Source organism: Streptococcus sp. UMB1203 (assembly GCF_030217725.1).
In the GTDB taxonomy this organism is placed as follows: domain Bacteria; phylum Bacillota; class Bacilli; order Lactobacillales; family Streptococcaceae; genus Streptococcus.
The window spans coordinates 1-25,621 of sequence record NZ_JASOOK010000026.1 but is presented as its reverse complement, the minus strand read 5'-3'; the positions used below and the strand labels follow the sequence as shown (position 1 = coordinate 25,621).

The following is a 25,621-nucleotide window of genomic DNA, read 5'->3' as shown; positions in this document are numbered from 1 at the left end:
ATGGGACTTTTTTTCTACACAAAAAAGGCTCCATAAGATCCATAGGGGATTTACCCACTACAAATATTATAGAGCCTTTTAAAAATGCCCAGTTACCAATTGATTTTGATCCGTATTCTAAGTCCATATGGTCCAGTAATACATAATCATTTTTTTCGTAGAATGAGGCATTTCTTGCTGTGCTTGTAATGAGGTCCAAGTGCTTACAGCCTTGTGATTTGACATAGGGTTCAATTCCTTGTTTCAAAAATGTACTGCCTATTCCCAGCCCTTTATTTGATACATTGACAGCTAAGGCCATCAAATACCAATCAAACTCTCCAGATTTTTCTAAATGTTTTTTGGAACGTTTTACAAAGTCAAAGTATTTAAAAAGATTTTGTGGTCGAATGTAGCGAAAAATGTTTGTTCCACCATTTCGTAGATAGGATAGTATACAGAAATCCTTTTGTTGCAAAAGGGCAACTGCTAGTAATTCTCCATCTTGTTCCGAAACTAAACAGTTTCCTTTTTGAATATAGACTCTGGTAAGCATTGTTTGCATCGCTTCTACAAACGCAGGATAGGAATCAGGTTTCTTTAAATCATCAGTTATAATCGTTAAAAAGGGATAGTCAAGAAAAGACTTGGCTAATAATTTTCCAATTTTTTTGCTTTCTTCAATTCTTGCCTCTCTATATATGATGTGTCCCATGTTTGTCTCCTTAATTATCTATAAAATCTTGTATGATAAGATTTCAAGATAAAAAATTGGAGATGATTTAAAAAGATAAATAAACCTAATTTTGTTCCATAAGGTTCAAAGTACTTTCTAATCTCTCCAAGATTTTATTTGGTCGGAATTGAAATTCCAATTAATTTTTCTGAATAGAGGGTTTTGATATTGGCCTCATCAATAGAGTCCTTATCAATTTTACGTTTCAAGAAAAATTCTTGAATAGCTTCGATTTCAGGTTCGCGAATAGCGCGGTGTTTGTTTGAGATGAGGATTTCATAGTGAAGCGGAGCTTGGGTAAAAATAACATCGGTATTCCCTGCAGAATAGACCTCAACAAGGGTTGCGTCTGTACTTTCTAGCTGGCTTTTAACAAGTTGCGAGTGTGAGTTTGTCGTATTGATTAGCTTCATAACATTTCCTCCGATTTTCTAATTCTATTATAGCACTTTTTGAATAAAGTGGCTGGATTTAGTCAATCTTATGCTGTTTTTTCCATGATTGGATTGCCCATTTATGGCTACCACGTTTGAGATTTTCAATAGCTTCATCAATAGGGAACCAGGCAATATGATTAAAGTCTTCTAGTGGCTTTTGCACTTCTTTGAAAGAAGTTGCTTCATAGAGGTAGGCAGGATTGTAGTAGTAGGTGTCACGATGACGAGAGTAGAAATATTCGTCAGCTTGTCCGTAATAGGCACCAATTTCAGCTGTGAAGCCAAGCTCTTCAATCAATTCACGTTTTAGGGCTTCCTGATGGTTCTCACCAGCTTCAATTTCGCCACCTGGTAGGAACCAAGCGCCATTGGGTGCTTGAACAAGAACAATTTGTTTTTGTTCAGCATCAGGTATAACTGCATATACGCCATAGCGTGAAACATAGTCTGTATTCGCTTTTTTTTCTCCGAAAGTTGGGTTTGCCATTGCATTTTCCTCATTATCTATTATCTTTATTATTATCTTAATGGACAAAGGCCTAGCTGTCAAGAATTTATAGTTATTTTAGTAAAAAGGAGCAGAAAATTTTCATTTTCTACTCCTTTTCTATAGGATTTATACTTCTTTTTCAGAAGTCTTTACTTCAGCTTTTTTGGCAGATTTGATTTGAATGTTACCCTTGCTGGTCATCACTGCCTTGAGGTCTTTTTCGCTTGGATTTTCAAGGTAGTAGTCAGTGATTGCGTCCTCAATATAGTCTTGAATAGTACGACGAAGTGGGCGTGCTCCCATTTTTGGATCATAACCAAGGTCAACCAATTTTTCCTTGACCTTGTCGGTTACATCCAAATGAATGTTGTTGCTAGAAAGACGTTTGTTAACATCTGCAAGCATAAGCTCGACAATCTGAAGGAGGTTATCTTTGCTGAGAGCCTTAAATTCGATAATACCATCAAAACGGTTCATAAACTCTGGGCTAAAGAAGTTACCGAGTTCACCGAGAACAGAATTGGTACGTCCTTCTCTAGCAGCCCCAAATCCAACGCTGGCTTCGGCCTTACCTGTACCTGCATTTGAAGTCATGATGATGATGGCATCCTTGAAACTAACGGTACGTCCTTGTCCATCTGTCAAACGACCATCGTCCAAGACTTGAAGGAACATGTGCATAACATCTGGATGGGCTTTCTCTACTTCATCCAAGAGAATAAGTGAATATGGATTGCGACGAACTTTTTCCGTTAATTGCCCAGCCTCCTCGTAGCCGACATAACCTGGAGGGGCACCGACCAACTTAGCCACACTATGTTTTTCCATGTATTCGCTCATGTCAAAGCGAATCATGCTGTCAGCAGAACCAAAGAGTTCAATAGCTAGTTGTTTGGAAAGTTCTGTCTTGCCGACACCAGTTGGCCCAACGAAGAGGAAGCTACCGATTGGGCGGTTTGGCGTACCGAGACCGACACGATTCCGGCGAATAGCCTTGGAAATCTTATCGACAGCATCATCCTGTCCAATAACATGAGACTTGAGATCTTCGGCTAGATGGATGAGTTGCGATTGTTCTTTCTCTTTTAAATCACCTACAGGGATATTGGTTTTCTGCTCGATAATATGCTCAATAGTTTTTTCACTGATGATAGGAGTATCTTGGTCCGTGACCTTTTTCTTTTGCATTTCCTTATACTTGGCAATCTGGTCGCGGAAGTAGGCGGCCTTCTCAAAATCTTCCTCTCGTGTAGCTTGAGATTTAAGATTTTCAGCCTCAATCAAGCGTTGATCAATTACTTTAGGATCAACAAAATTCAAGGTTAAGTTCATCTTAGAACCTGCTTCATCTAGGAGGTCAATGGCCTTGTCAGGTAAGAAGCGATCTTGGATGTAGCGATTGGAAAGAGTTGCAGCTGCTTCAATTGCAGCATCGGTATACTGAACGTGGTGGTAGTCTTCGTATTTCTTTTGAATTCCTTTGAGGATAGTGATTGTTTCTTCTACGGTTGGTTCATCGACCTTAACAGGTTGCATACGACGCTCTAGGGCAGCATCTTTTTCAATGATACGGTATTCATTGAGGGTAGTGGCACCGACCAGTTGCAGTTCCCCACGAGCAAGGGCTGGCTTGAGGATATTTCCTGCGTCCATATTGCCATCGCCCGCAGACCCCGCACCAACAATTTCATGGATTTCATCGATAAAGAGGATAATATCCTCACGTTTGCGAATTTCTTCCATGAGTTTTTGCATGCGTTCTTCAAATTGTCCACGGATACCCGTTCCTTGAACTAAGCTAACTACATCCAAACGGATGACTTGTTTGCCTTGGAGTTTATGTGGAACATCGCCATCAACAATTTTCTGAGCTAGACCTTCGACAACGGCAGTTTTTCCGACACCAGGTTCACCGATAAGAACAGGATTATTCTTGGTTCTACGATTGAGAATCTCGATGACACGGATAATCTCATCGTCGCGTCCAATAACGGGGTCAATATCGCCACGACGAGCAATCTCAGTTACATTGATACCAAATTCTTCTAGCAGGCCTTTTTCTTGGCTAGGAGGCGGAGTTTGGGCAGGTCCACGATTTTGGGAGCCATAACCGCCGTTTCCACCGTAGCCTCCACCTGATTGGGTTGGGGGAGTTGGAGGAGTATTGTTAGAAGGTCTGAAATTGTTTAGGTCGTTGAAGAAATCGCCGAAAAGATCAAAGTCACGATTGTTCAAATCCGTCATACCTTTAAAGAGACTGTTGTTAGGATCAGTCTTGATAATCTTGTAGCAGTTTTGACAGAGGTCAATTTGTTTTTGTTTTCCATTGAGATTGGTGTAAAGATGAATTGTTGAGTCGTTGATTTTACAGTTTTGACAAAGCATACATCTACCTCATTTCTTTCTTTAGGCTGACCTGTTTAAAGGTCAAAAATAGTCAAATTTCTATACTCTCATTATAACAGGATTGGGGTGTAAAGCAAGTAAAAAGATTGCAGCTTTGAGAAGTTGTTACAATGAAAATTTTTGAGAATTTGAGTTATAAAAAAATCCTATTTGTGAGACAAAAAGGATTTTGGTTAGACATGCAGGGGCAATCCCGGCTTGTTTTAGATTAGTAGAGAAGTTCGTAAATCTCCATTGCAATCAAGTCAATGCTATCAAAAGTATACGTTTCGCGAGCTTCTACATCACGAAGAGTAAAGATTGAGCCGTTTTCTTCATCATGGCTGTATGCAACTTCTGCAACAACAACTCCTTCGCGTTCAAAATTACGTTTTAAATTTCCACCGTCTTTTGTCATTGCTTCAAGGCGGTTGATGATTCTAACCAAATGTGATTCCATTTTGATTCTCCTTCATTTCTTATCGTTACTATTTTACCATAAAGGAGGCCAACTTGACTAGAAAAAACTAAGATTTCTCGCTAATTCCACCAGCTTAAAGACTTTTTTGAATAAATCGGATAAAAAGTTTGAATTTTAATTCAATACATGTTATAATCATACAGTATTCTATTTTAGAAAGCAGTGTGACTATGAATTTTTCTTTTTTACCTAAGTATTTACCTTATTTTAACTATGGGGCTGTCGTGACGGTTCTCATTTCTATCTGTGTTGTCTTTTTGGGAACTATTTTGGGTGTTGTCTTGGCTTTTGGGCAACGTTCAAAGTTTAAACCGCTTGTCTGGCTCGCCAACTTGTACGTCTGGATTTTCCGCGGGACACCGATGATGGTTCAGATTATGATTGCCTTTGCCCTTATGCACATCAATGCTCCGACTATTCAGGTTGGAATTTTAGGTGTTGACCTTTCTCGTCTGATTCCAGGGATTTTGATTATCTCTATGAACAGTGGTGCTTATGTTTCTGAGACTGTTCGTGCCGGGATTAATGCGGTTCCAAAAGGTCAGCTAGAAGCGGCTTATTCGCTAGGGATTCGTCCTAAAAATGCGATGCGCTATGTAATTTTGCCACAAGCTATCAAAAATATCTTGCCAGCTTTGGGGAACGAATTTATCACTATTATCAAGGATAGTTCCCTCTTATCAGCTATCGGTGTCATGGAGTTGTGGAATGGGGCTACAACAGTTTCTACAACAACCTATCTACCTCTGACTCCACTTTTATTTGCAGCCTTTTATTACTTGATTATGACTTCTATTTTGACAGTAGCCTTGAAAGCTTTTGAAAAACGTATGGGACAAGGAGATAAGAAATAATGACAGAAACCTTGATAAAAATCGAAAATTTACATAAATCATTTGGAAAGAATGAAGTATTGAAGGGCATCAACCTCGAGATTAAAAGAGGAGAAGTTGTTGTTATCATCGGTCCTTCAGGGAGCGGGAAATCTACCTTGCTTCGCTCTATGAATTTGTTGGAAGAAGCAACCAAGGGGAAGGTTATCTTTGAGGGAGTCGATATTACGGACAAGAAGAATGACCTCTTTGCCATGCGTGAGAAGATGGGCATGGTTTTCCAACAATTTAATCTCTTTCCTAATATGACTGTGATGGAAAATATCATCTTGTCACCTATCAAGACCAAAGGTGAGAGCAAGGCTGTTGCTGAGAAGAGAGCCCAAGAGCTTTTGGAAAAAGTTGGTTTGCCAGATAAGGCAACTGCTTATCCACAGAGTTTGTCAGGTGGCCAGCAACAGCGGATTGCCATTGCGCGTGGTTTGGCAATGGAACCAGATGTTTTACTCTTTGACGAGCCGACTTCAGCCCTGGACCCTGAAATGGTAGGTGAGGTGCTGGCGGTTATGCAAGACCTAGCCAAGTCAGGAATGACCATGGTTATCGTAACTCATGAAATGGGATTTGCGCGTGAGGTTGCAGATCGTGTCATCTTTATGGCAGACGGTGTGGTTGTTGAAGACGGAACACCTGAAAAGATTTTTGAACAAACCCAAGAACAACGGACTAAGGACTTCTTAAGTAAGGTTTTATAAATTAGCTTTGTGGAGTTATTCGTAGTAAACTTTATATATAAAATATAGATTAGTGAAAAGCTCGATTAGAGCTTTTTCTTATAGTTTACAACTATAGGCTTTCCTAGGAAAGAAGTGTTAGAGGGGATTAGCAGTTTTTGGTATAATGGAAGATATTTGAAAGAAAAGAGAAGTGATATGACACAGATTATTGATGGGAAGGCTCTAGCAGCTAAGTTACAAGGACAGCTGGCTGAAAAGACTGCAAGATTAAAGGAAGACACAGGGCTAGTACCTGGTTTGGTGGTGATTTTGGTTGGGGACAACCCTGCTAGCCAAGTCTATGTTCGCAACAAGGAGAGGTCAGCACTTGCAGCTGGTTTCCATAGTGAAGTTGTGCGAGTTCCAGATACCATTACCCAAGCGGAATTGTTGGATTTGATTGCCAAATATAATCAAGATCCAGCTTGGCATGGGATTTTGGTTCAGTTACCTTTACCCAAACATATCGATGAAGAGGCAGTTTTATTGGCCATTGATCCTGAAAAGGATGTAGATGGTTTTCATCCCCTAAACATGGGACGTCTCTGGTCTGGGCACCCAGTCATGATTCCTTCAACACCTGCAGGGATTATGGAAATGTTTCATGAATACGGGATTGACTTGGAAGGTAAAAATGCGGTCGTCATCGGTCGTTCCAATATCGTCGGAAAACCCATGGCTCAGCTTCTTTTGGCCAAAAATGCGACAGTAACCTTGACTCACTCACGCACCCATAATCTAGCTAAGGTTGCTGCAAAAGCGGATATTCTGGTGGTCGCAATTGGTCGTGCTAAGTTTGTGACTCCTGATTTTGTGAAACCAGGTGCGGTTGTCATTGACGTTGGGATGAACCGAGATGAAAATGGCAAGCTTTGTGGGGATGTTGATTATGAGGCGGTTGCACCACTTGCTAGCCATATCACGCCAGTTCCTGGAGGTGTTGGTCCTATGACCATTACTATGCTAATGGAGCAAACTTATCAAGCAGCACTTCGGACATTGGATAGCAAATAAGAGAAAAATCGCTTAAGATAGTGTATTTTCTATAGCTATATCTAAAATGGCAGACATGAATATTAAATTTTCGATATAAGATTACAAAAGGAGGTCTGCGCCTCCTTTTTGTTGTATAATGGAGTGAGGTGATTAGATGATTTTAAAAATTTATAATGGGGAATATAGTTTACAATGGGATGGAATATACTACTTAGCACTAATTTATTATCCAAATATTCAAGAGTGGGAATTAGAAAAAATTGCTAAATTTATAGCTTACGAAAAACTTCATAAACGTCAAACAAGTATTGAGTGTGCTGATTCTTGTTTAAAAAAAGAAATTTTAGATTACATCTGTCAGCATCCCTTTTTTCCACCATTTACCCCTACAGATAAAAGAGTAGCCTCGACTTATGATCTACATAAGAGGTTAGTGACTTCAGACTACTGTAGTCATACTACGACTATAGATGCAGCGATTTCTATCTTTAAAACAGGTCAGCTCTTATCTGCTGTGAAAGCCTTTGGGCGAGATGCTGAGGAGTTGGTTTTGGATAGTCGAAATGCTGCATCGGATCCGATAGATTATTTTGACTATGTCATGTTAGGGTGGTCAAATACAAGTTCTGGTTATCGATTAGCAATGGAGCGTTTATTAGGTCGAGCTCCTTCAAAGAAAGAATTACAAGACAAGTTTATTCCTGGAGTGAGTTTTCATTTTATCTATACAGATTTAATTAAAGTTACTGGTTATATTTTTGATGGCTACCATGTTGCAAAAATTAAGGACATGGTGAATTTATTTAGTGAGTTGTATATTTGCATTATTCCAACTCATAATAAGAGCCAATTTGAAAATATTATTCCAACTAAAATACAAGATAGGGTGCATTATCTTGAATATGCTGGAGAAGACTTAGAAGAGTGGACTAAGAAAGTCTATCAAGTTGTTTTAAAACAATCAGATAAAGGATAGTTGAGGAAAAAACGATGAAAGTTATTGATCAAACCTTACTAGAAAAAGTCATTATTGAACGTTCTCGTGCAAGTCATAAAGGAAACTACGGTCGTTTGCTGTTGCTAGGTGGTACCTATCCTTATGGTGGTGCCATCATCATGGCTACTTTAGCAGCTGTAAAAAGCGGTGCAGGATTGGTGACTGTTGGAACAGATAGGGAAAATATCCCAGCTTTGCACAGTCATTTACCTGAGGCTATGGCCTTTTCTCTTCAAGACCAGCAATTGTTAAAAGAGCAATTGGAGAAGGCAGAAGTTGTCCTGCTGGGGCCTGGTTTACAAGACGATGCTTTTGGAGAAGATCTAGTCAAACAAGTCTTTGTTAATTTAAGCCAAAAACAGATTTTGATTGTAGATGGTGGTGCCCTGACCATTCTTGCTAGAACAAGTTTATCATTTCTATCTAATCAGCTTATCCTAACTCCCCACCAAAAAGAATGGGAAAAGCTGTCTGGTATTACGATTGAAAATCAAAGCGAAGATGCAACAGCTAGTGCCCTGACTTCTTTCCCTCAAGGAACAATTTTGGTAGAAAAAGGTCCAGCTACTCGTATTTGGCAAGCTGGCCAATCTGATTATTACCAGTTACAGGTTGGCGGTCCCTATCAGGCGACTGGGGGAATGGGAGATACTCTGGCTGGGATGATCGCAGGATTTGCAGGCCAATTTCGACAGGCCAGTCTCTACGAACGTGTGGCAGTAGCAACACATCTTCATTCAGCTATTGCTCAAGAACTAGCTCAAGAACATTATGTGGTCTTGCCAACGGAAATTAGTAATTGTCTTCCTAAAGTAATGAATAAAATATCTCAAAAAGGCACCTGATCGTTCAGGCGCCTTTATATCTTTTAGAAAAATCCTTTAATCTTTCCAACGAGGCCATCTAGACCTTCAGAGCCAGAAATCAACTGCTGAGCTTGAGAGAAGTATTCTCCAAGTTGGTCTTGATTTTCTGCAACAAATGTTTTTGCAGCTTCGAAATCTTTTGTTTCGATTAATTCTTTTACTTGGTTAAACAAATCTAATGGGTTCATCTTATTTCTCCTTTTCTGTACTTAACTATTTAATCATCTTTATGATAAAAAATCAACTGTTGCTGCTTTGGGCTAGGACATGTTTTTATCTACAAGTTCTCATAACTAAGATTCTAACTACCAAAACAAGGTGGACATAAAAATAAAAATGTTCGGGTTTTTCTAGTGTATCCATGAAATAAAAACGGATACATGTTATAATAGAAATAGCTCTTTAATGGAGGTGTTTGAGTGGAAAATCTGAAGAAAATGGCAGGCATCAAGGCTGCTGAGTTTGTCAAGGATGGCATGGTTGTCGGACTGGGAACGGGTTCTACTGCCTACTATTTTGTCGAAGAAATTGGTCGTCGTATCAAGGAAGAGGGATTGCAGATTACAGCAGTAACAACTTCTAGCGTGACTAGTAAACAGGCTGAAGGTCTTAAGATCCCACTCAAGTCTATTGACCAAGTGGATTTTGTCGATGTGACAGTCGATGGGGCGGACGAAGTGGATAGTCAGTTTAACGGAATCAAAGGCGGTGGAGGTGCCCTTCTCATGGAGAAGGTTGTCGCAACGCCCTCAAAAGAATACATTTGGGTGGTGGATGAAAGCAAGATGGTAGACAAACTAGGTGCTTTTAAATTGCCAGTAGAAGTGGTTCAGTATGGCGCAGAACAGGTTTTTCGTCGTTTTGAGCGAGCTGGCTACAAACCAAGTTTCCGTGAAAAAGACGGTCAACGTTTTGTGACAGATATGCAGAATTTTATCATTGACCTTGCCTTAGATGTCATTGAAAATCCAATTGCCTTTGGGCAAGAATTGGACCATGTCGTTGGTGTTGTAGAACACGGCTTATTTAACCAAATGGTAGATAAGATCATCGTTGCTGGACAAGATGGAGTTCAGATTTTAACTTCAACAAAAGCAAAATAATCAAAATAATAAGGAGATACACTATGTCAAAATTTAATCGTATTCACTTGGTAGTACTAGATTCTGTGGGAATTGGTGCTGCACCAGATGCTAATAACTTTGTCAATGCAGGGGTTCCAGATGGGGCTTCTGACACATTGGGACACATTTCAAAAACAGTTGGTTTGAATGTGCCAAATATGGCTAAAATCGGTCTAGGAAATATTCCTCGTGAAACTCCTCTTAAGACTGTACCGGCAGAAAGTAATCCAACTGGATATGCAACAAAATTAGAAGAAGTATCTCTTGGTAAGGATACTATGACTGGACACTGGGAGATCATGGGACTCAATATCACTGAGCCTTTCGATACTTTCTGGAACGGATTCCCAGAAGAAATCTTGATAAAAATTGAAGAATTCTCAGGACGCAAGGTCATTCGTGAAGCCAACAAACCTTACTCAGGAACAGCAGTTATCGATGATTTTGGACCACGTCAAATGGAAACTGGAGAGTTGATTATCTATACTTCAGCTGATCCTGTTTTGCAAATTGCTGCTCACGAAGACATCATTCCTCTGGATGAACTCTACCGTATCTGTGAGTACGCTCGTTCGATTACGCTTGAGCGCCCGGCCCTTCTTGGTCGTATCATTGCTCGTCCTTATGTAGGTGAACCAGGTAACTTCACTCGTACTGCAAACCGTCGTGATTTGGCTGTATCTCCATTTGCCCCAACTGTTTTGGATAAATTGAATGAAGCTGGTATCGATACTTATGCTGTTGGTAAAATCAACGATATCTTTAACGGTGCTGGTATTAACCATGACATGGGTCACAACAAGTCAAATAGTCATGGAATTGATACACTATTGAAGACCATGGGCCTTGCTGAGTTTGAAAAAGGATTCTCATTCACAAACTTGGTTGACTTTGATGCCCTTTACGGCCACCGTCGTAATGCTCATGGTTACCGTGATTGCTTGCATGAGTTCGATGAACGCTTGCCTGAAATTATCGCAGCCATGAGAGAGAACGACCTTCTCTTGATTACTGCGGACCATGGAAATGACCCAACGTATGCAGGAACAGACCACACTCGTGAATATATTCCATTGTTGGCCTATAGCCCTGCCTTTAAAGGAAATGGTTTACTGCCTGTCAGTCATTTCGCAGATATCTCAGCGACTGTTGCGGATAACTTTGGTGTTGAAACAGCCATGATCGGGGAAAGTTTCTTAGATAAATTGGTATAAGATGAAACGCTATGCTTTACTGGTAAGGGGCATTAATGTCGGTGGGAAAAATAAAGTTGTCATGGCGCAACTTCGTCAAGAATTGACAGAGTTGGGACTGGAAAAAGTTGAAACCTACATCAACAGTGGCAATATTTTCTTTACTTCGACAGATGCCAAAGCCCGATTGGTCGAAATGTTAGAGGCTTTCTTTGCAGTCCATTATCCATTTATTCAGAGCTTTTCTTTGCTGAGTCAGGAAGATTATGAAGAAGAGCTGAAGAATCTGCCAGATTGGTGGACCAAAGATTTGGCACGAAAGGATGTCCTCTTTTACACGGAGGGCTTGGATGTGACTCAAGTCATTGAGAAAGTAGACAATTTGGAACTGGAAGATGAAGTCGTTCATTTTGGAAAACTTGGTATTTTCTGGGGGAAATTTTCTGAAGAATCCTACTATGCAACTGCCTATCATAAGTACTTGCTCAAGATGCCTTTTTATCGCAACATCACCATTCGCAATGCTAAAACTTTTGACAAAATCGGTCAAATGCTAAAAATAATAAAGGAGACACACAATGACATTTTTAGATAAAATCAATGAAACAGCTGCCTTCCTGAAAGACAAGGGAATCCAAGCACCTGAGTTCGGTCTAATCCTTGGATCAGGACTTGGAGAACTGGCAGAAGAAATCGAAAATCCTGTTGTAGTAGACTATGCAGATATTCCAAACTGGGGCCGCTCTACAGTAGTCGGACACGCTGGGAAATTGGTATATGGTGAACTTGCAGGTCGCAAGGTCTTAGCTCTTCAAGGGCGTTTCCATTTCTACGAAGGAAATCCTCTTGAAGTCGTGACTTTCCCAGTACGTGTGATGAAAGTTCTCGGATGCGAAGGTGTCATTGTAACCAATGCAGCTGGAGGTATTGGATTTGGTCCTGGTACCTTGATGGCTATCTCAGACCATATCAACATGACAGGTCAAAACCCATTGATGGGTGAAAACTTGGATGACTTTGGTCCTCGTTTCCCAGATATGTCTAAGGCCTACACACCAGAATACCGTGCTACTGCCCATGAAGTGGCTAAAAAACTTGGTATCAAGCTTGATGAAGGTGTCTATATCGGTGTTACTGGTCCAACTTATGAAACACCAGCAGAAATTCGCGCCTATAAGACACTGGGAGCAGATGCAGTTGGTATGTCCACTGTTCCTGAAGTTATTGTGGCAGCACACTCAGGCTTGAAAGTTCTAGGAATTTCATGTATTACTAACTTTGCAGCTGGATTCCAAGAAGAACTCAACCACGAAGAAGTTGTAGAAGTAACCGAACGTGTCAAAGGTGATTTCAAGGGCTTGCTTAAAGCGATTCTTGCAGAATTGTAATCATGTTAAAGGACTTGAGGAGATTTTTTCGAAAGATTCCTTATAATTTTAGATTATTCCTAGCAGTGATTCTACAAGGAATAGTTTCGGGTTTATCTGGTATTTTTCTCCATTATCTTTTAGAGATAGTAGAGAGTCTAGCTTTTGGTCAGTCAGAACATCATAGTGGATTTTTGACAGATGGAGTTTCCTCCTCACGGATAGAACTAAGTTTAATAATCGTGGGTCTTGGCTCATCCTTGGTCTGGTATTTCTTGCAAAAAGGGTCGAAGATTTATTCCATCAAAGCTCAGATGAAGGATGAGACTTCACAATACAAGCTTCATTTTCTAAAACAGCTATTTCATTCAATTTGGCAGATTATTGCAGTTGGAGGGGGAGCCCCTATTGGCAAAGAAGCTGCACCACGAGAGATTGGGACTCTATTTGCAGGACAAATTGGAAAAATATGTATACTGTCTATGAAGGATCGTATCTTCCTGCTTGCTTGTGGTGCTGGTGCTGGTTTAGCGGCTGTTTATCAGGTTCCATTAACAAGTGTCTTCTTTGTTTTTGAAACCCTAGGAATTTCTCTATCTATTAAACGATTTGTCTTAGTCGGTTTGACTACCTATGTTTCAACCTATATAGCAGGCTTGGTTATTTCAGATCAGGCTCTCTACCAGACTCCAGCCATCACATGGTCCTTAAAGCAAATATGGATTATTCCCTTATTACTTCTTTTCTTAACCCCACTAGCTTGGCTTTTTGGTCGCTTAAGTAAGGCAGCGTCTTCAAACAGAATAAAAGATAAACGAATACTTCTAACATTGCCCTCAGCTTTTCTTTTTCTTATTGGATTAGCAAGTTATTTTCCACATCTACTTGGAAATGGACGTATGATGGCTCAGGAAGTATTGAATGGTAGCAATGGCAAAACAGTACTCCTTTTGTTTATATTAAAAGCATTAGTTGTTCTTATTACTCTGTGGGCAGGGGCCTATGGTGGTACACTTACGCCATCTTTTGCCTTGGGGATGGCTGGAGCTGCTCTCTTTGGAATGATTCTAGGTGGGGATAGCCAGCCAAGCATTTTGCTTTTGGGATCTGTTTGCTTTTTGTCTGTGACCTTGAGGGCTCCCTGGTCTGCAACTGGATTAGTAATAGGCTTCACTGGGCTAGGTATAGAATCTCTTCCGTATATCTTAGTAACAGCTGTTTTAGCCTATGAATTTGCAAAAATATTAGACCGTTTTTCTTGGGCTAACATACTGTGTCAGAAGTCAAAGAATAAAGTAATTAGGTAGGAAATGCCCATTTCTTCTAATCAAGGATTTGATTTAAAAGATAAAAAAATACTCTCAATTTATTTATAACTGTTTTAAATAAAAATGTAGTAGGATTATCGGAGTCATTGTTGAATCCGATTTTTCCTAGCTATGAAATATAAAAATAAAAAAAGAAAGGTAGAGCGAGATGTTCTAATTTGAACACGAGCGGAAAACTTTTCTAAAAACTCAGAAGAGAAGGGGAGTTCGGATTTGAATTGAAACCGGTCTAATCTTCTCAATATCATCAAAATTAAGAAAGAAAGGAATTGAACCCACCCTAAAAGCAGTGGGAAAAAGATAGTTGGTCTAGCGAGCATCGCTCACTGCACCCAACTCCTATTTTCCCTTTGCTTTTTGACGGGTTTGGTATCTTATATTATGTCTATCCATATTGCTGCTCAGCAGGGTGAAATTGCTGATAAAATTCTTCTTCCTGGGGATCCTCTTCGTGCTAAGTTTATTGCGGAGAATTTCCTTGAAGATGCTGTTTGTTTTAACGAAGTGCGTAACATGTTTGGTTACACTGGTACTTACAAGGGTCACCGTGTATCTGTCATGGGAACTGGGATGGGAATGCCATCAATTTCGATTTATGCGCGTGAGTTAATTGTAGACTACGGTGTTAAGAAATTGATTCGTGTGGGAACTGCTGGTTCCTTAAACGAAGATGTCCATGTCCGTGAATTGGTTTTGGCGCAGGCAGCAGCAACCAACTCAAACATCATCCGCAACGACTGGCCACAGTACGATTTCCCACAAATCTCTAGTTTTGATTTGCTAGATAAGGCCTACCATATTGCCAAAGAACTTGGTATGACCACCCACGTTGGGAACGTTTTGTCGTCAGATGTCTTTTACTCAAACTATTTTGAAAAGAACATCGAGCTTGGTAAATGGGGAGTCAAGGCTGTGGAAATGGAAGCAGCAGCTCTTTACTATCTTGCTGCTCAATACCATGTTGATGCCCTTGCTATCATGACCATTTCTGATAGCTTGGTCAATCCTGACGAAGACACAACTGCAGAAGAACGCCAAAATACCTTCACCGATATGATGAAGGTTGGCCTAGAAACCTTAATTGCTGAATAAAAGAGAACACAAAAGGAAGATTTTCTGAATGAAAATCTTCCTTTTTTAGTCATTCACTACATACTGTCCTTAATGAATGTTACTCTATTGTCTATTTTTTAAGAGATTGCAAGAAATAATCAATCTCTGCTTGAGAATGGAGAATATACATCTTTTCAGGGTAGGTATCACTTAATTTTTGGTATCTTTCCTTAGCATTTTTTGTTCGACCATCCCAGAGAATCCAACGAATAAATTCCCAGTTGAATTGCTCGGGGCATCCCTTAGCCATACTTTCTCTCACTTTTCCTCTGTATTTTAAATAGCGCTTAAAGGCTCTTAGCAAACAATTCCAAGCAGAGAAGTTTAAAAAGATGATCTGGTCAGCTTCCTGCATTCTCTCTTCGTAATAGCACCAAGAATAATTACCATCGATAACCCAAGATTCCTGCTTGGTGAGAAAGTTTTTCATCTCGGTCAACATCCATTCACGGTCACTGTCTTGCCAACCAGGTTGAAATTGGAGTGTGTCCATGTGAAGTTTTGGGATGGAGTAGTGGTTAGATAATTTTTCTGCTAGAGTTGACTTACCAGAACCAGAATATCCGATAATTGCGATTTTCATTTTCTACCTTTTCCTATTTGGAGACAAAAAAACAGCCTCTATGGACTGTTTCTTATTTAGCAAGTTTAGCTGAAAGACGAGCTTTATCGCGGCTTGCTTTGTTTTTGTGAATCAAACCTTTAGTTTCTGCTTTATCGATAGCTGAGCTAGCAGCACGGAAAAGTTCTTCAGATGGGTTTGCTTCGAAAGCTTTGATAGCAGTACGCATAGCTGATTTTTGAGCTGAGTTCTTTTCGTTTTGTTTAACGTTCAATTCAGCGCGTTTGATAGCTGATTTAATGTTTGCCAATGTTCTTACCTCCATATTTACTAACTATACCATTATATCTGAAAACTTACGTTTTGACAAGGGAAAATTATTTTTTTAAGTAAATTTCATCGATTTCATGGTTCTTTGTTTTATGAAGAATCACTTCCGCACGATTTCTAGTTGGTTCAATATAATTTTGCAGATTTGTGAGATTGATACTGGTCCAGACCTGATGAGCAAAGGCCTCCACTTCCCCAATCGGCATTTGAGTAAAACGATAATAGTAGCTATCAGGGTCGTTTTGGGCTAGGCTCAGAATTTTCAAGAAACGGTCGAGATACCAACTTTCGATGTCATCTACTGAGGCATCAACATAGATTGAAAAGTCAAAGAAGTCAGTGATATAGAGACGCTCGTTTTGTGGATTCTGAAAGACATTAATCCCTTCGACAATCACAAAGTCAGTAGCTTTGACGTTTTGTATTTTCTCAGGGACGATGTCGTAGACTTCATGAGAATAGACAGGAATATCCACATCTTGTCCATTTTTGATGCGGTCCAAGAAGTTGAGAAGAGCTTCCATATCATAGCTTTCAGGAAATCCCTTACGATTTAAAATCCCTTGTTCAATCAAGGTCTGGTTGGGGTAGAGAAAGCCGTCAGTTGTTACCAACTCAACTGTAGCATCTGTAAGGGTACGGGATAGTAGGATTTGAAGTAAGCGGCTGGTTGTAGATTTTCCAACGGCAACACTACCAGAAACTCCAATGATAAAAGGCTGGGATTTACTTTCACGTTGAAGGAAAATCCCTTTTGAAAAGGCCAAATCATCCTTGGTACGCTTGTAAATCTGGATGAGATGGGCTAGGGGAAGATAGACATCGGTTACATCCTGCAGGCTAATCTGGTCATTAAAACTCTTGATGGATTCTAATTCCTCTTCTGTCAAAGGAGGTGTCGTCTTTCGATGTAAAGATTGCCAAGTCTGGCGACTGATTTTTTCAAAATGTAAAAATTCGTTGGTCATGTGTTTTCCCCTAGATATTTTGTCTATCATACCATAAAAAGCTAAAAAAATAAAGCGGTTTCTTGATGATAGTAATCAAATATCGTATAATAGAGATAGATAGAGACTGAACAATTTAATGATGAAGTAGGAGATAGATTCTACTGATTTATGAGCTAATAAAAGGAGGATTTTTAGTTCACAACATATAGGAGGTGTACTATGAAAATCTTAAAACGTTACATATTGGAACTCTGTTTTATTTTAAGTTTTGCACTACCTTTTATAAAAGGGGCGAATGCGGATAATGGTAGACGCTTTGTGGAAACCTATTACGGTTTTACTTTTTTGATGGAACATGCCATTATAACAATTTTCTTTATCTGTTCGCTCTTGATTGCTTTCTTCCTAAAAAAACGGTGGACGAAATGGCTTGCTGCTGGTAGTTATGTCTTTTTAGTCCTATGGATTGCTACAGAGGGATATTTCTTCCGCATGTCACTAGAAGATTTGATACGACTTTGGACAAGTTTGGAAATCCTGACACAAACTTATCAGTTGGGTTTTTATCTAAATATTTTGTTGGGAATTTTGTTAATAATAAAGTATTTGAAGGTTAAGCAATAGTCATGAAAATGCACTTGATTATAGACAATAAATTTGTTGTTTTATCTTGACTGTGATATTTCTAGTTCTAAAATGCTTTATCATTCATTTAAAAGTGTTGAAAGAGATTGAAGAAAAGGTCTTCTTGACTAGTTTTCCTCAGTCTTTTTCGTTTTATTAGCAATTTGTAAACGATTTACAATTTAAGTCAAATTATGGTAAAATAGTTTCATGAGTAAAATGTATTATGCAGAAAATCCTGACGCTGCTCACGACATTCATGAGTTGATAGTGGACTTGTTGGGAGAAAAAATGACCTTTTTAACGGATGCGGGTGTTTTTAGCAAGAAAATGGTTGACTTTGGAAGTCAACTCTTGCTCAAGTGTCTTGAGGTCAACCAAGGAGAAACTGTCCTTGATGTAGGTTGTGGTTACGGGCCTTTGGGCTTGTCTTTGGCTAAGGCTTATGGAGTTCAGGCGACCATGGTCGATATTAATAATCGTGCCTTGGATTTGGCGCGACAAAATGCTGAACGAAATAAAGTAGCAGCGACGATTTTCCAGTCCAACATCTATGAACAAGTTGAAGGTAAATTTGACCATGTCATTTCCAATCCTCCTATCCGTGCGGGCAAGCAAGTGGTTCATGAAATCATTGAGAAAAGTAAGGATTTCTTGGAAACTGGTGGAGATTTAACAATCGTTATCCAGAAAAAACAAGGGGCTCCAAGTGCCAAGTCCAAGATGGAAGATGTGTTTGGCAATTGTGAAATTGTCAAAAAAGATAAGGGATACTATATCCTTAGAAGTGTGAACGAATGAGAGCAGTTGATTTAATCCAAAAGAAACGAGATGGTCAAGAACTGACTTCGAGTGAAATTGAATGGCTGGTAGAAGGCTATGTGTCAGGAACTGTCCCTGATTATCAGATGTCTGCTTTTGCTATGGCTGTTTATTTCAAAGGAATGACGACTCGAGAAATCTCTGACCTAACTATGAATATGGTCAAGACAGGGCAAGAGTTTGATTTATCTGCTATTGATGGAGTTAAGGTTGACAAGCATTCCACAGGTGGTGTTGGTGATAAGGTGACCTTGATTTTAGCTCCTCTTGTTGCTAGCTTCGGTGTGCCTGTGGCAAAAATGAGTGGTCGTGGTCTTGGTCATACGGGTGGTACAATCGATAAATTGGAGTCCATTAAGGGCTATCAAGTAGAACGTAGTCAAGAGGATTTTATTGAACAAGTGCAGGATATTGATGTATCTGTCATTGGGCAATCAGACCAGCTGGTCAAAGCAGATAAGCTTCTCTATGCGCTTCGTGATGTGACCGCAACTGTCGACACTATTCCTTTGATTGCGAGTTCGGTGATGAGCAAGAAAATTGCGGCAGGGGCAGATGCTATTTTGCTAGACGTGACTGTCGGTGAGGGTGCCTTCATGAAGACGGTTGATGAGGCGCGTGAATTGGCTCAAACCATGGTGGATCTTGGTAAGGCTGTTGGTCGGAAAACGGTAGCAGTGATTACGGATATGAGTCAGCCCTTGGGACGAGCGATTGGAAATCGTCTGGAGATCCTTGAAGCACTGGATATTTTACAAGGTCAAGGCCGCCAGGATATTACCCACTTCATCTGTGAATTGGCTCAAATTATGCTTGACTTGGCAAATGTAAACAAGACAGTTGAAGAAGTTCACCAACATCTTGAAAATGGTCAAGCGCTGGCTAAGTTTGAGGAAATGGTCCAAGCCCAAGGTGGAGACTTGGAAGACCTCTATCGTCCTGTAAATGTGGCCCATGTGGTGGAAATCCCTGCTCAGGAAACGGGTGTCATTTCAGCTCTACCAGCTATGGAATTTGGGCTTTATGCTATGAGACTGGGTGCGGGCCGTGCAGTCAAGACTGATGATTTGGACTATGAAACTGGAATTGTTTTTGAAAAGAAGGTTGGAGACTCCGTTCAAAAGGGAGAAATTGTTGCAAAAGTATATACAAATGGAAAAATTTCTCCTCAGCTAGTTACAGATTTTCAAAAATATGTTAAAATAAATGATAGGGTGCAAAGTTTACGAGAAATTATAGAAATTATCTCATAAACCGCAGGAGAATCCGAATATGAAATTAAATAAATATATCGATCATACGCTTTTAAAACAGGATGCAACAGAAAATCAAATTGATTGTTTGTTGTCTGAAGCTAGAGAGTATGATTTTGCCAGTGTTTGCGTTAATCCGACCTGGGTTGAACATGCTAAAAAAGGTCTTGAAGACACAGATGTCAAGGTCTGCACAGTAGTAGGTTTCCCCTTGGGAGCAACAACTTCAACTGTGAAAGCTTTTGAAACAAAAGAAGTTATCCAAAATGGTGCAGATGAGATTGATATGGTGATCAATGTTGGAGCTCTCAAATCAGGTAATCTTGATTTGGTTGAGTCGGATATTCGCGCAGTAGTAGAAGCAAGTGGTGACAAGTTAGTGAAAGTCATTATTGAAGCTTGCCTTCTGACAGATCAAGAAAAAGTTGTGGCTTGTCAATTATCCCAAAAAGCGGGAGCTGATTTTGTGAAAACATCTACTGGCTTTTCAACTGGTGGCGCTACAGTAGCAGATGTTAGATTAATGCGTGAAACAGTTGGACCTGATATGGGAGTCAAGGCTGCTGGCGGAGCCCGTTCTTATGCAGATGCTCTTGCCTTTGTTGAAGCAGGGGCGACCCGTATTGGAACATCAGCTGGGGTAGCCATTTTAAAAGGAGAATTGGCAGATGGCGACTACTGAGTTGATTGAACTAGCAATTGAAACCAGCAAGAAAGCCTATGTACCCTATTCCCACTTTCCGGTCAGTGCTGTTCTAGTCGCAAAAGATGATAGTATTTATACAGGTGTCAATATCGAGAATGCTAGTTATTCTTTGACCAACTGTGGAGAACGTACAGCGATTTTTAAAGCAGTTTCCGAAGGACAAAGAGAGTTTTCAGAATTGATTGTCTATGGACAGACTGAAAAACCAATCTCACCATGTGGTGCTTGTCGCCAAGTGATGGCTGAATTTTTTGAACAAGATCTAAAAGTAACCTTAGTCGCAAAAGATAAATCGACGGTCGAGATGACGGTCGGGGAGTTACTTCCATACTCTTTTACAGACTTAAACTAGTCTGGGTCGCTCTTTGAGTGACACGGTCCTTGTGGCCAATCAATCCATACTTGCAACATCGTTGCACATCTTATTTAGGAGGTTCAGTAATGAACAAGAAACAATGGCTAGGCCTTGGTCTAGTTGCAGTGGCAGCAGTTGGACTTGCTGCATGTGGTAACCGCTCTTCTCGTAACGCAGCTTCATCTTCTGATGTGAAGACAAAGGCAGCTATCGTCACTGATACTGGTGGTGTTGATGATAAATCATTCAACCAATCAGCTTGGGAAGGTTTGCAAGACTGGGGTAAAGAACACAATCTTTCAAAAGATAAAGGTTTCACTTACTTCCAATCAACAAGTGAAGCTGACTACGCTAACAACTTGCAACAAGCGGCTGGAAGTTACAACCTAATCTTCGGTGTTGGTTTTGCCCTTCACAATGCGGTTGAAGAAGCAGCAAAAGACCACTCTGACTTGAACTATGTCTTGATTGATGATGTGATTAAAGATCAAAAGAATGTTGCTAGTGTAACATTTGCTGATAATGAAGCGGCTTACCTTGCGGGTGTTGCAGCGGCTAAAACAACTAAAACAAAACAAGTTGGTTTTGTAGGTGGTATCGAATCTGAAGTTATCTCACGTTTTGCAGCTGGATTTAAAGCTGGTGTTGAATCAGTAGACCCATCTATCAAAGTACAAGTTGACTATGCTGGTTCATTTGGTGATGCTGCTAAAGGTAAAACAATTGCAGCGGCACAATACGCAGCTGGTGCAGACGTTGTTTACCAAGCAGCAGGTGGAACAGGTGCTGGTGTCTTTGCAGAAGCTAAATCATTGAACGAAAGCCGTCCTGAAAATGAAAAAGTTTGGGTTATCGGTGTTGACCGTGACCAAGAAGCAGAAGGTAAATACACTTCTAAAGATGGCAAAGAATCAAACTTCGTTCTTGTATCTACTTTGAAACAAGTTGGTACAACTGTAAAAGATATTGCTAACAAGGCAGAAAAAGGTGAATTCCCTGGCGGTCAAGTGATCGTTTACTCATTGAAAGATAAAGGGGTTGACTTGGCAGTTACAAACCTTTCAGAAGAAGGTAAAAAAGCTGTCGAAGATGCAAAAGCTAAAATCCTTGATGGAAGCGTAAAAGTTCCTGAAAAATAATGGATGGAAGTCATTTCTTAGGAAGCGGCCCTCGGCCGCTTTTTTAAGAGTTGAGACAAAGTCATTTTGTCTCAGTAAAGCTTGCTACTAGAGAAACTAGCAAGTTTTATTGAAATAAAATAAGACTCTGAAAGGAAGAGCACATGGCACACGAAAATGTCATTGAGATGCGTGATATTACCAAGGTGTTTGGTGAATTTGTTGCCAACGACAAAATCAACCTGCACCTACGAAAAGGTGAAATTCATGCACTTTTAGGAGAAAATGGGGCTGGAAAGTCCACGCTCATGAACATGTTAGCAGGGCTTCTTGAACCAACCAGTGGTGAAATTGTGGTCAACGGTCAAGTTGTCAACCTCGACTCACCATCTAAAGCAGCTAGCTTGGGAATCGGAATGGTTCACCAGCACTTTATGCTGGTAGAAGCCTTCACAGTGGCTGAAAACATCATTTTAGGTAGTGAATTGACTAAAAATGGTGTGCTAGATATCGCTGGAGCTAGCAAAGAAATCAAGGCTCTTTCTGAACGTTATGGCTTAGCTGTTGACCCTTCTGCCAAGGTAGCAGATATCTCAGTTGGAGCCCAACAACGTGTAGAAATTTTAAAAACCCTTTATCGGGGGGCTGATATCCTTATCTTTGACGAACCAACGGCTGTTTTGACTCCATCAGAAATTGATGAGTTGATGGCTATTATGAAAAATCTTGTCAAAGAAGGGAAATCAATTATCTTGATTACCCACAAGTTGGACGAGATTCGCGCAGTTTCTGACCGTGTTACAGTTATCCGTCGTGGGAAATCAATTGAAACTGTAGAAATCGCAGGGGCTACCAATGCTGATTTGGCAGAAATGATGGTGGGACGTTCTGTTTCCTTTAAAACAGAGAAACAAGCTTCTCAACCAAAAGAAGTGGTCTTGTCTATTAAAGACTTGGTGGTCAATGAAAACCGCGGTGTTCCAGCTGTTAAAAATCTATCCTTGGATGTTCGTGCTGGAGAGATTGTTGGGATTGCGGGGATTGATGGAAATGGTCAGTCTGAACTGATTCAAGCCATTACAGGTCTTCGCAAGGTTGAATCTGGTAGCATTGAGTTAAAAGGAGATTCAATTGTAGGCTTGCACCCACGTCAGATTACAGAGTTGAGTGTTGGGCACGTTCCAGAAGACCGTCATCGTGATGGTTTGATTTTGGAAATGATGATCTCTGAAAATATTGCCCTTCAAACCTACTATAAAGAACCACATAGTAAAAATGGAATTTTGAACTATTCAAATATCACTTCTTATGCTAAAAAACTAATGGAAGAATTTGATGTTCGTGCTGCCAGTGAATTTGTGCCTGCAGCTGCACTCTCAGGAGGAAATCAACAAAAAGCAATTATTGCTCGTGAAATTGATCGAGATCCTGATCTCCTTATCGTCAGCCAGCCAACTCGTGGTTTGGATGTCGGTGCCATTGAATATATCCACAAGCGCTTGATTGAAGAGCGTGATAATGGCAAGGCTGTCCTTGTTGTCAGCTTTGAATTGGATGAGATTTTAAACGTCTCAGACCGTATCGCCGTTATCCACGATGGTAAGATTCAAGGTATTGTATCACCAGAAACAACCAATAAACAAGAACTTGGTGTCTTGATGGCTGGTGGAAACTTGGGAAAGGAGAAGAGTGATGTCTAAAAAATTACAACAAATTTCGGTTCCCTTGATTTCTGTATTCCTAGGAATTTTACTCGGAGCCATTGTCATGTGGATTTTCGGTTATGATGCTATTTGGGGCTACGAAGAATTGTTCTATACAGCCTTTGGTAGCCTGCGTGGAATTGGAGAAATCTTCCGTGCTATGGGGCCTCTGGTCTTGATTGGTCTTGGTTTTGCCGTTGCCAGTCGCGCTGGTTTCTTTAACGTCGGACTTCCTGGTCAGGCTTTGGCTGGTTGGATTCTCAGTGGTTGGTTTGCCTTATCGCATCCAGATATGCCACGTCCCTTGATGATTCTAGCAACCATCGTGATTGCCTTGATTGCTGGTGGAATTGTCGGTGCCATTCCAGGTATTCTTAGAGCTTATCTAGGGACGTCAGAGGTTATCGTAACCATCATGATGAACTACATTGTCTTGTATGTAGGAAATGCCTTTATCCATGCCTTTCCTAAAGACTTCATGCAAAGTACAGATTCTACGATTCGTGTTGGGGCTAATGCAACCTATCAGACCCCTTGGTTGGCTGAGTTGACTGGTAACTCACGGATGAATATCGGTATTTTCTTTGCCATCATTGCCGTTGCAGTTATTTGGTTCATGCTCAAGAAAACAACCCTTGGTTTTGAAATCCGTGCGGTTGGTCTTAATCCACATGCTTCAGAATATGCTGGTATTTCTGCCAAACGGACTATCATACTATCTATGATTATTTCAGGTGCCTTGGCAGGTCTTGGTGGAGCTGTTGAAGGACTTGGAACCTTCCAGAACGTCTATGTTCAAGGGGCGTCATTGGCTGTTGGATTTAACGGTATGGCGGTTAGTCTGCTTGCGGCCAACTCACCAATTGGTATTCTCTTTGCAGCCTTCCTATTTGGTGTTCTCCAAGTTGGAGCCCCTGGTATGAATGCAGCGCAGGTACCGTCTGAGCTTGTCAGCATTGTAACAGCGTCTATTATCTTCTTTGTCAGTGTTCATTACCTTATCGAACGCTTTGTCAAACCGAAAAAACAAGTTAAAGGAGGTAAGTAAAGATGTCTATTACAACCTTGCTCACCCTCTTGGTGTCTTCTATGCTGATTTACTCAGCACCCCTCATCTTTACAAGTATCGGTGGTGTTTTCTCTGAACGTGGTGGTGTGGTAAACGTCGGCCTTGAAGGAATTATGGTTATGGGTGCCTTTTCTGGAGTTGTCTTTAACCTTGAATTTGCAGAACAATTTGGAGCAGCAACTCCATGGCTATCCTTGCTTGTAGCAGGATTGGTTGGTGGTCTCTTCTCTATCATCCACGCAGCAGCGACGGTTCATTTCCGTGCAGACCATGTTGTCAGCGGTACGGTATTGAACTTGATGGCGCCAGCCTTGGCTGTTTTCTTGGTGAAAGTGCTTTATAATAAAGGACAAACCGACAACCTAAGTCAGACTTTTGGACGCTTTGATTTCCCAGTCTTGGCAAATATCCCAGTGATTGGTGATATCTTCTTCAAGTCAACAAGTCTACTTGGTTATCTGGCCATTGCCTTCTCATTCCTTGCTTGGTTTATCCTCTTCAAGACTCGATTTGGTCTTCGTCTTCGCTCTGTCGGTGAACACCCTCAAGCAGCGGATACCTTGGGAATCAATGTCTACAAGATGAGATATTTTGGAGTTATTATTTCAGGTTTCCTAGGTGGAATTGGCGGAGCGATTTATGCTCAATCCATCTCAGTTAACTTCTCAGTGACAACTATTGTTGGACCTGGATTTATCGCTCTTGCTGCGATGATCTTTGGAAAATGGAATCCAATCGGAGCCATGCTATCTAGTCTCTTCTTTGGACTTTCACAAAGTTTGGCTGTTATCGGTTCTCAATTGCCGTTCCTACAAGGTGTGCCAACAGTTTATCTTCAAATCGCACCTTATGTCTTGACAATTCTTGTCTTGGCAGCCTTCTTTGGAAAAGCAGTCGCACCAAAAGCAGATGGTATCAACTATATCAAATCAAAATAAGCATACAAAAAACGGGCTCTTTGTCAACTGTAGTGGGTTGAATAAAAGCTAAAACCGAGAAAGGACAAATTTCGTCCTTTCTTTTTTGAT

27 protein-coding genes and 2 pseudogenes are annotated in these 25,621 nt (G+C 40.5%); 20 read left to right on the top strand and 9 right to left on the bottom strand.

Annotated elements, in window-relative coordinates; translation table 11 throughout:
- Window positions 1–76: 76 nt before the first annotated feature.
- The 5 genes and pseudogenes from QP439_RS07245 to QP439_RS07225 all read right to left on the bottom strand — a co-directional run.
- Window positions 77–694 (bottom strand): annotated as a pseudogene (locus tag QP439_RS07245) (GNAT family N-acetyltransferase); the annotation flags it as partial.
- Window positions 695–828: 134 nt separating this feature from the next.
- Window positions 829–1,128 carry a DUF1827 family protein gene (locus QP439_RS07240; RefSeq protein WP_000767189.1) on the bottom strand — a complete coding sequence of 100 codons (300 nt, stop codon included), beginning with the start codon at window positions 1,126–1,128 and terminating at the stop codon, window positions 829–831.
- Between the two features lie 58 nt (window positions 1,129–1,186).
- Window positions 1,187–1,639, bottom strand: coding sequence for an NUDIX hydrolase (locus QP439_RS07235; RefSeq protein ID WP_020902950.1), 453 nt, complete (start codon window positions 1,637–1,639; stop codon window positions 1,187–1,189).
- 129 nt (window positions 1,640–1,768) lie between these two features.
- Window positions 1,769–4,027 carry an ATP-dependent Clp protease ATP-binding subunit gene (locus tag QP439_RS07230; RefSeq protein ID WP_285389064.1) on the bottom strand — a complete coding sequence of 753 codons (2,259 nt, stop codon included), beginning with the start codon at window positions 4,025–4,027 and terminating at the stop codon, window positions 1,769–1,771.
- 229 nt (window positions 4,028–4,256) lie between these two features.
- A complete protein-coding gene (locus QP439_RS07225; protein WP_049515694.1) occupies window positions 4,257–4,487 on the bottom strand; it encodes a DUF1797 family protein in 231 nt (76 codons plus the stop codon).
- Between the two features lie 191 nt (window positions 4,488–4,678).
- On the opposite strand from QP439_RS07225, the gene QP439_RS07220 reads away from it, so the two are divergent.
- The 5 genes from QP439_RS07220 to QP439_RS07200 all read left to right on the top strand — a co-directional run bounded on the left by QP439_RS07220 (window position 4,679) and on the right by QP439_RS07200 (window position 8,955).
- On the top strand, window positions 4,679–5,362 hold the full coding sequence (locus QP439_RS07220; protein WP_001011642.1) for an amino acid ABC transporter permease: 684 nt from the start codon (window positions 4,679–4,681) through the stop codon (window positions 5,360–5,362).
- Window positions 5,362–6,096 (top strand): amino acid ABC transporter ATP-binding protein, encoded by a 735-nt coding sequence (locus QP439_RS07215; protein WP_203213327.1) that lies wholly within the window; start codon window positions 5,362–5,364, stop codon window positions 6,094–6,096. The genes QP439_RS07220 and QP439_RS07215 overlap by 1 nt, the downstream gene beginning before the upstream one ends.
- Before the next feature lie 177 nt (window positions 6,097–6,273).
- Window positions 6,274–7,131: a bifunctional methylenetetrahydrofolate dehydrogenase/methenyltetrahydrofolate cyclohydrolase gene (locus QP439_RS07210; protein ID WP_285389060.1), complete on the top strand. Its 858-nt coding sequence runs from the start codon at window positions 6,274–6,276 to the stop codon at window positions 7,129–7,131.
- Between the two features lie 136 nt (window positions 7,132–7,267).
- Window positions 7,268–8,089, top strand: a complete 822-nt coding sequence (locus QP439_RS07205) for a phosphate ABC transporter ATPase (RefSeq protein WP_143952245.1) — start codon at window positions 7,268–7,270, stop codon at window positions 8,087–8,089.
- 14 nt (window positions 8,090–8,103) lie between these two features.
- Window positions 8,104–8,955 (top strand): NAD(P)H-hydrate dehydratase, encoded by an 852-nt coding sequence (locus QP439_RS07200; RefSeq protein WP_285389058.1) that lies wholly within the window; start codon window positions 8,104–8,106, stop codon window positions 8,953–8,955.
- 23 nt (window positions 8,956–8,978) lie between these two features.
- Here the strand turns inward: QP439_RS07200 and QP439_RS07195 are convergent, their stop codons facing one another.
- On the bottom strand, window positions 8,979–9,164 hold the full coding sequence (locus QP439_RS07195; RefSeq protein WP_001068557.1) for a hypothetical protein: 186 nt from the start codon (window positions 9,162–9,164) through the stop codon (window positions 8,979–8,981).
- 231 nt (window positions 9,165–9,395) lie between these two features.
- Between QP439_RS07195 and rpiA the strand changes: the two genes are divergently transcribed.
- From rpiA to deoD, 6 genes and pseudogenes are all read left to right on the top strand, one after another.
- Window positions 9,396–10,079 carry a ribose-5-phosphate isomerase RpiA gene (rpiA, locus tag QP439_RS07190; protein ID WP_285389054.1) on the top strand — a complete coding sequence of 228 codons (684 nt, stop codon included), beginning with the start codon at window positions 9,396–9,398 and terminating at the stop codon, window positions 10,077–10,079.
- A gap of 23 nt (window positions 10,080–10,102) precedes the next feature.
- The gene (locus tag QP439_RS07185; protein ID WP_285389052.1) at window positions 10,103–11,314 is read left to right on the top strand and encodes a phosphopentomutase; all 1,212 of its coding nucleotides are present in this window, start codon (window positions 10,103–10,105) and stop codon (window positions 11,312–11,314) included.
- Window position 11,315: 1 nt separating this feature from the next.
- A pseudogene (locus tag QP439_RS07180) lies at window positions 11,316–11,875 on the top strand (DUF1697 domain-containing protein).
- Window positions 11,872–12,681 carry a purine-nucleoside phosphorylase gene (locus QP439_RS07175; RefSeq protein ID WP_285389048.1) on the top strand — a complete coding sequence of 270 codons (810 nt, stop codon included), beginning with the start codon at window positions 11,872–11,874 and terminating at the stop codon, window positions 12,679–12,681. The pseudogene QP439_RS07180 and the gene QP439_RS07175 overlap by 4 nt, the downstream one beginning before the upstream one ends.
- Before the next feature lie 2 nt (window positions 12,682–12,683).
- On the top strand, window positions 12,684–13,967 hold the full coding sequence (locus QP439_RS07170) for a chloride channel protein (protein WP_285389044.1): 1,284 nt from the start codon (window positions 12,684–12,686) through the stop codon (window positions 13,965–13,967).
- A 402-nt stretch (window positions 13,968–14,369) separates the two neighbouring features.
- Window positions 14,370–15,080, top strand: a complete 711-nt coding sequence (deoD, locus tag QP439_RS07165) for a purine-nucleoside phosphorylase (protein WP_261100701.1) — start codon at window positions 14,370–14,372, stop codon at window positions 15,078–15,080.
- Between the two features lie 91 nt (window positions 15,081–15,171).
- Here deoD and QP439_RS07160 read toward each other — a convergent pair whose 3' ends face one another.
- From QP439_RS07160 to coaA, 3 genes are all read right to left on the bottom strand, one after another.
- On the bottom strand, window positions 15,172–15,684 hold the full coding sequence (locus QP439_RS07160) for a DNA topology modulation protein (RefSeq protein ID WP_285389040.1): 513 nt from the start codon (window positions 15,682–15,684) through the stop codon (window positions 15,172–15,174).
- 52 nt (window positions 15,685–15,736) lie between these two features.
- Window positions 15,737–15,973: a 30S ribosomal protein S20 gene (rpsT, locus tag QP439_RS07155; protein WP_001274000.1), complete on the bottom strand. Its 237-nt coding sequence runs from the start codon at window positions 15,971–15,973 to the stop codon at window positions 15,737–15,739.
- Window positions 15,974–16,040: 67 nt separating this feature from the next.
- On the bottom strand, window positions 16,041–16,961 hold the full coding sequence (coaA, locus tag QP439_RS07150) for a type I pantothenate kinase (RefSeq protein WP_285389032.1): 921 nt from the start codon (window positions 16,959–16,961) through the stop codon (window positions 16,041–16,043).
- Window positions 16,962–17,162: 201 nt separating this feature from the next.
- Here coaA and QP439_RS07145 point away from each other — a divergent pair, with 201 nt between their 5' ends.
- The 9 genes from QP439_RS07145 (at window position 17,163) to QP439_RS07105 (ending at window position 25,531) form a co-directional block, all read left to right on the top strand.
- Window positions 17,163–17,567, top strand: a complete 405-nt coding sequence (locus QP439_RS07145; RefSeq protein ID WP_285389030.1) for a hypothetical protein — start codon at window positions 17,163–17,165, stop codon at window positions 17,565–17,567.
- A 210-nt stretch (window positions 17,568–17,777) separates the two neighbouring features.
- Window positions 17,778–18,368, top strand: coding sequence for a class I SAM-dependent methyltransferase (locus QP439_RS07140; protein WP_285389027.1), 591 nt, complete (start codon window positions 17,778–17,780; stop codon window positions 18,366–18,368).
- Window positions 18,365–19,642 (top strand): pyrimidine-nucleoside phosphorylase, encoded by a 1,278-nt coding sequence (locus QP439_RS07135; RefSeq protein WP_285389024.1) that lies wholly within the window; start codon window positions 18,365–18,367, stop codon window positions 19,640–19,642. Before QP439_RS07140 ends, QP439_RS07135 begins: the two co-directional genes overlap by 4 nt.
- 19 nt (window positions 19,643–19,661) lie before the next feature.
- Window positions 19,662–20,324 carry a deoxyribose-phosphate aldolase gene (deoC, locus tag QP439_RS07130; protein WP_285389021.1) on the top strand — a complete coding sequence of 221 codons (663 nt, stop codon included), beginning with the start codon at window positions 19,662–19,664 and terminating at the stop codon, window positions 20,322–20,324.
- Window positions 20,311–20,700 carry a cytidine deaminase gene (locus QP439_RS07125; RefSeq protein WP_285389019.1) on the top strand — a complete coding sequence of 130 codons (390 nt, stop codon included), beginning with the start codon at window positions 20,311–20,313 and terminating at the stop codon, window positions 20,698–20,700. The genes deoC and QP439_RS07125 overlap by 14 nt, the downstream gene beginning before the upstream one ends.
- Before the next feature lie 89 nt (window positions 20,701–20,789).
- On the top strand, window positions 20,790–21,842 hold the full coding sequence (locus tag QP439_RS07120) for a BMP family lipoprotein (protein ID WP_203213315.1): 1,053 nt from the start codon (window positions 20,790–20,792) through the stop codon (window positions 21,840–21,842).
- Window positions 21,843–21,985: 143 nt separating this feature from the next.
- The gene (locus QP439_RS07115; protein ID WP_033681960.1) at window positions 21,986–23,521 is read left to right on the top strand and encodes an ABC transporter ATP-binding protein; all 1,536 of its coding nucleotides are present in this window, start codon (window positions 21,986–21,988) and stop codon (window positions 23,519–23,521) included.
- Window positions 23,514–24,572, top strand: a complete 1,059-nt coding sequence (locus QP439_RS07110; protein ID WP_023942990.1) for an ABC transporter permease — start codon at window positions 23,514–23,516, stop codon at window positions 24,570–24,572. Before QP439_RS07115 ends, QP439_RS07110 begins: the two co-directional genes overlap by 8 nt.
- 2 nt (window positions 24,573–24,574) lie before the next feature.
- Window positions 24,575–25,531, top strand: a complete 957-nt coding sequence (locus QP439_RS07105) for an ABC transporter permease (RefSeq protein ID WP_070527253.1) — start codon at window positions 24,575–24,577, stop codon at window positions 25,529–25,531.
- The last annotated feature ends 90 nt before the right edge of the window (window positions 25,532–25,621 follow it).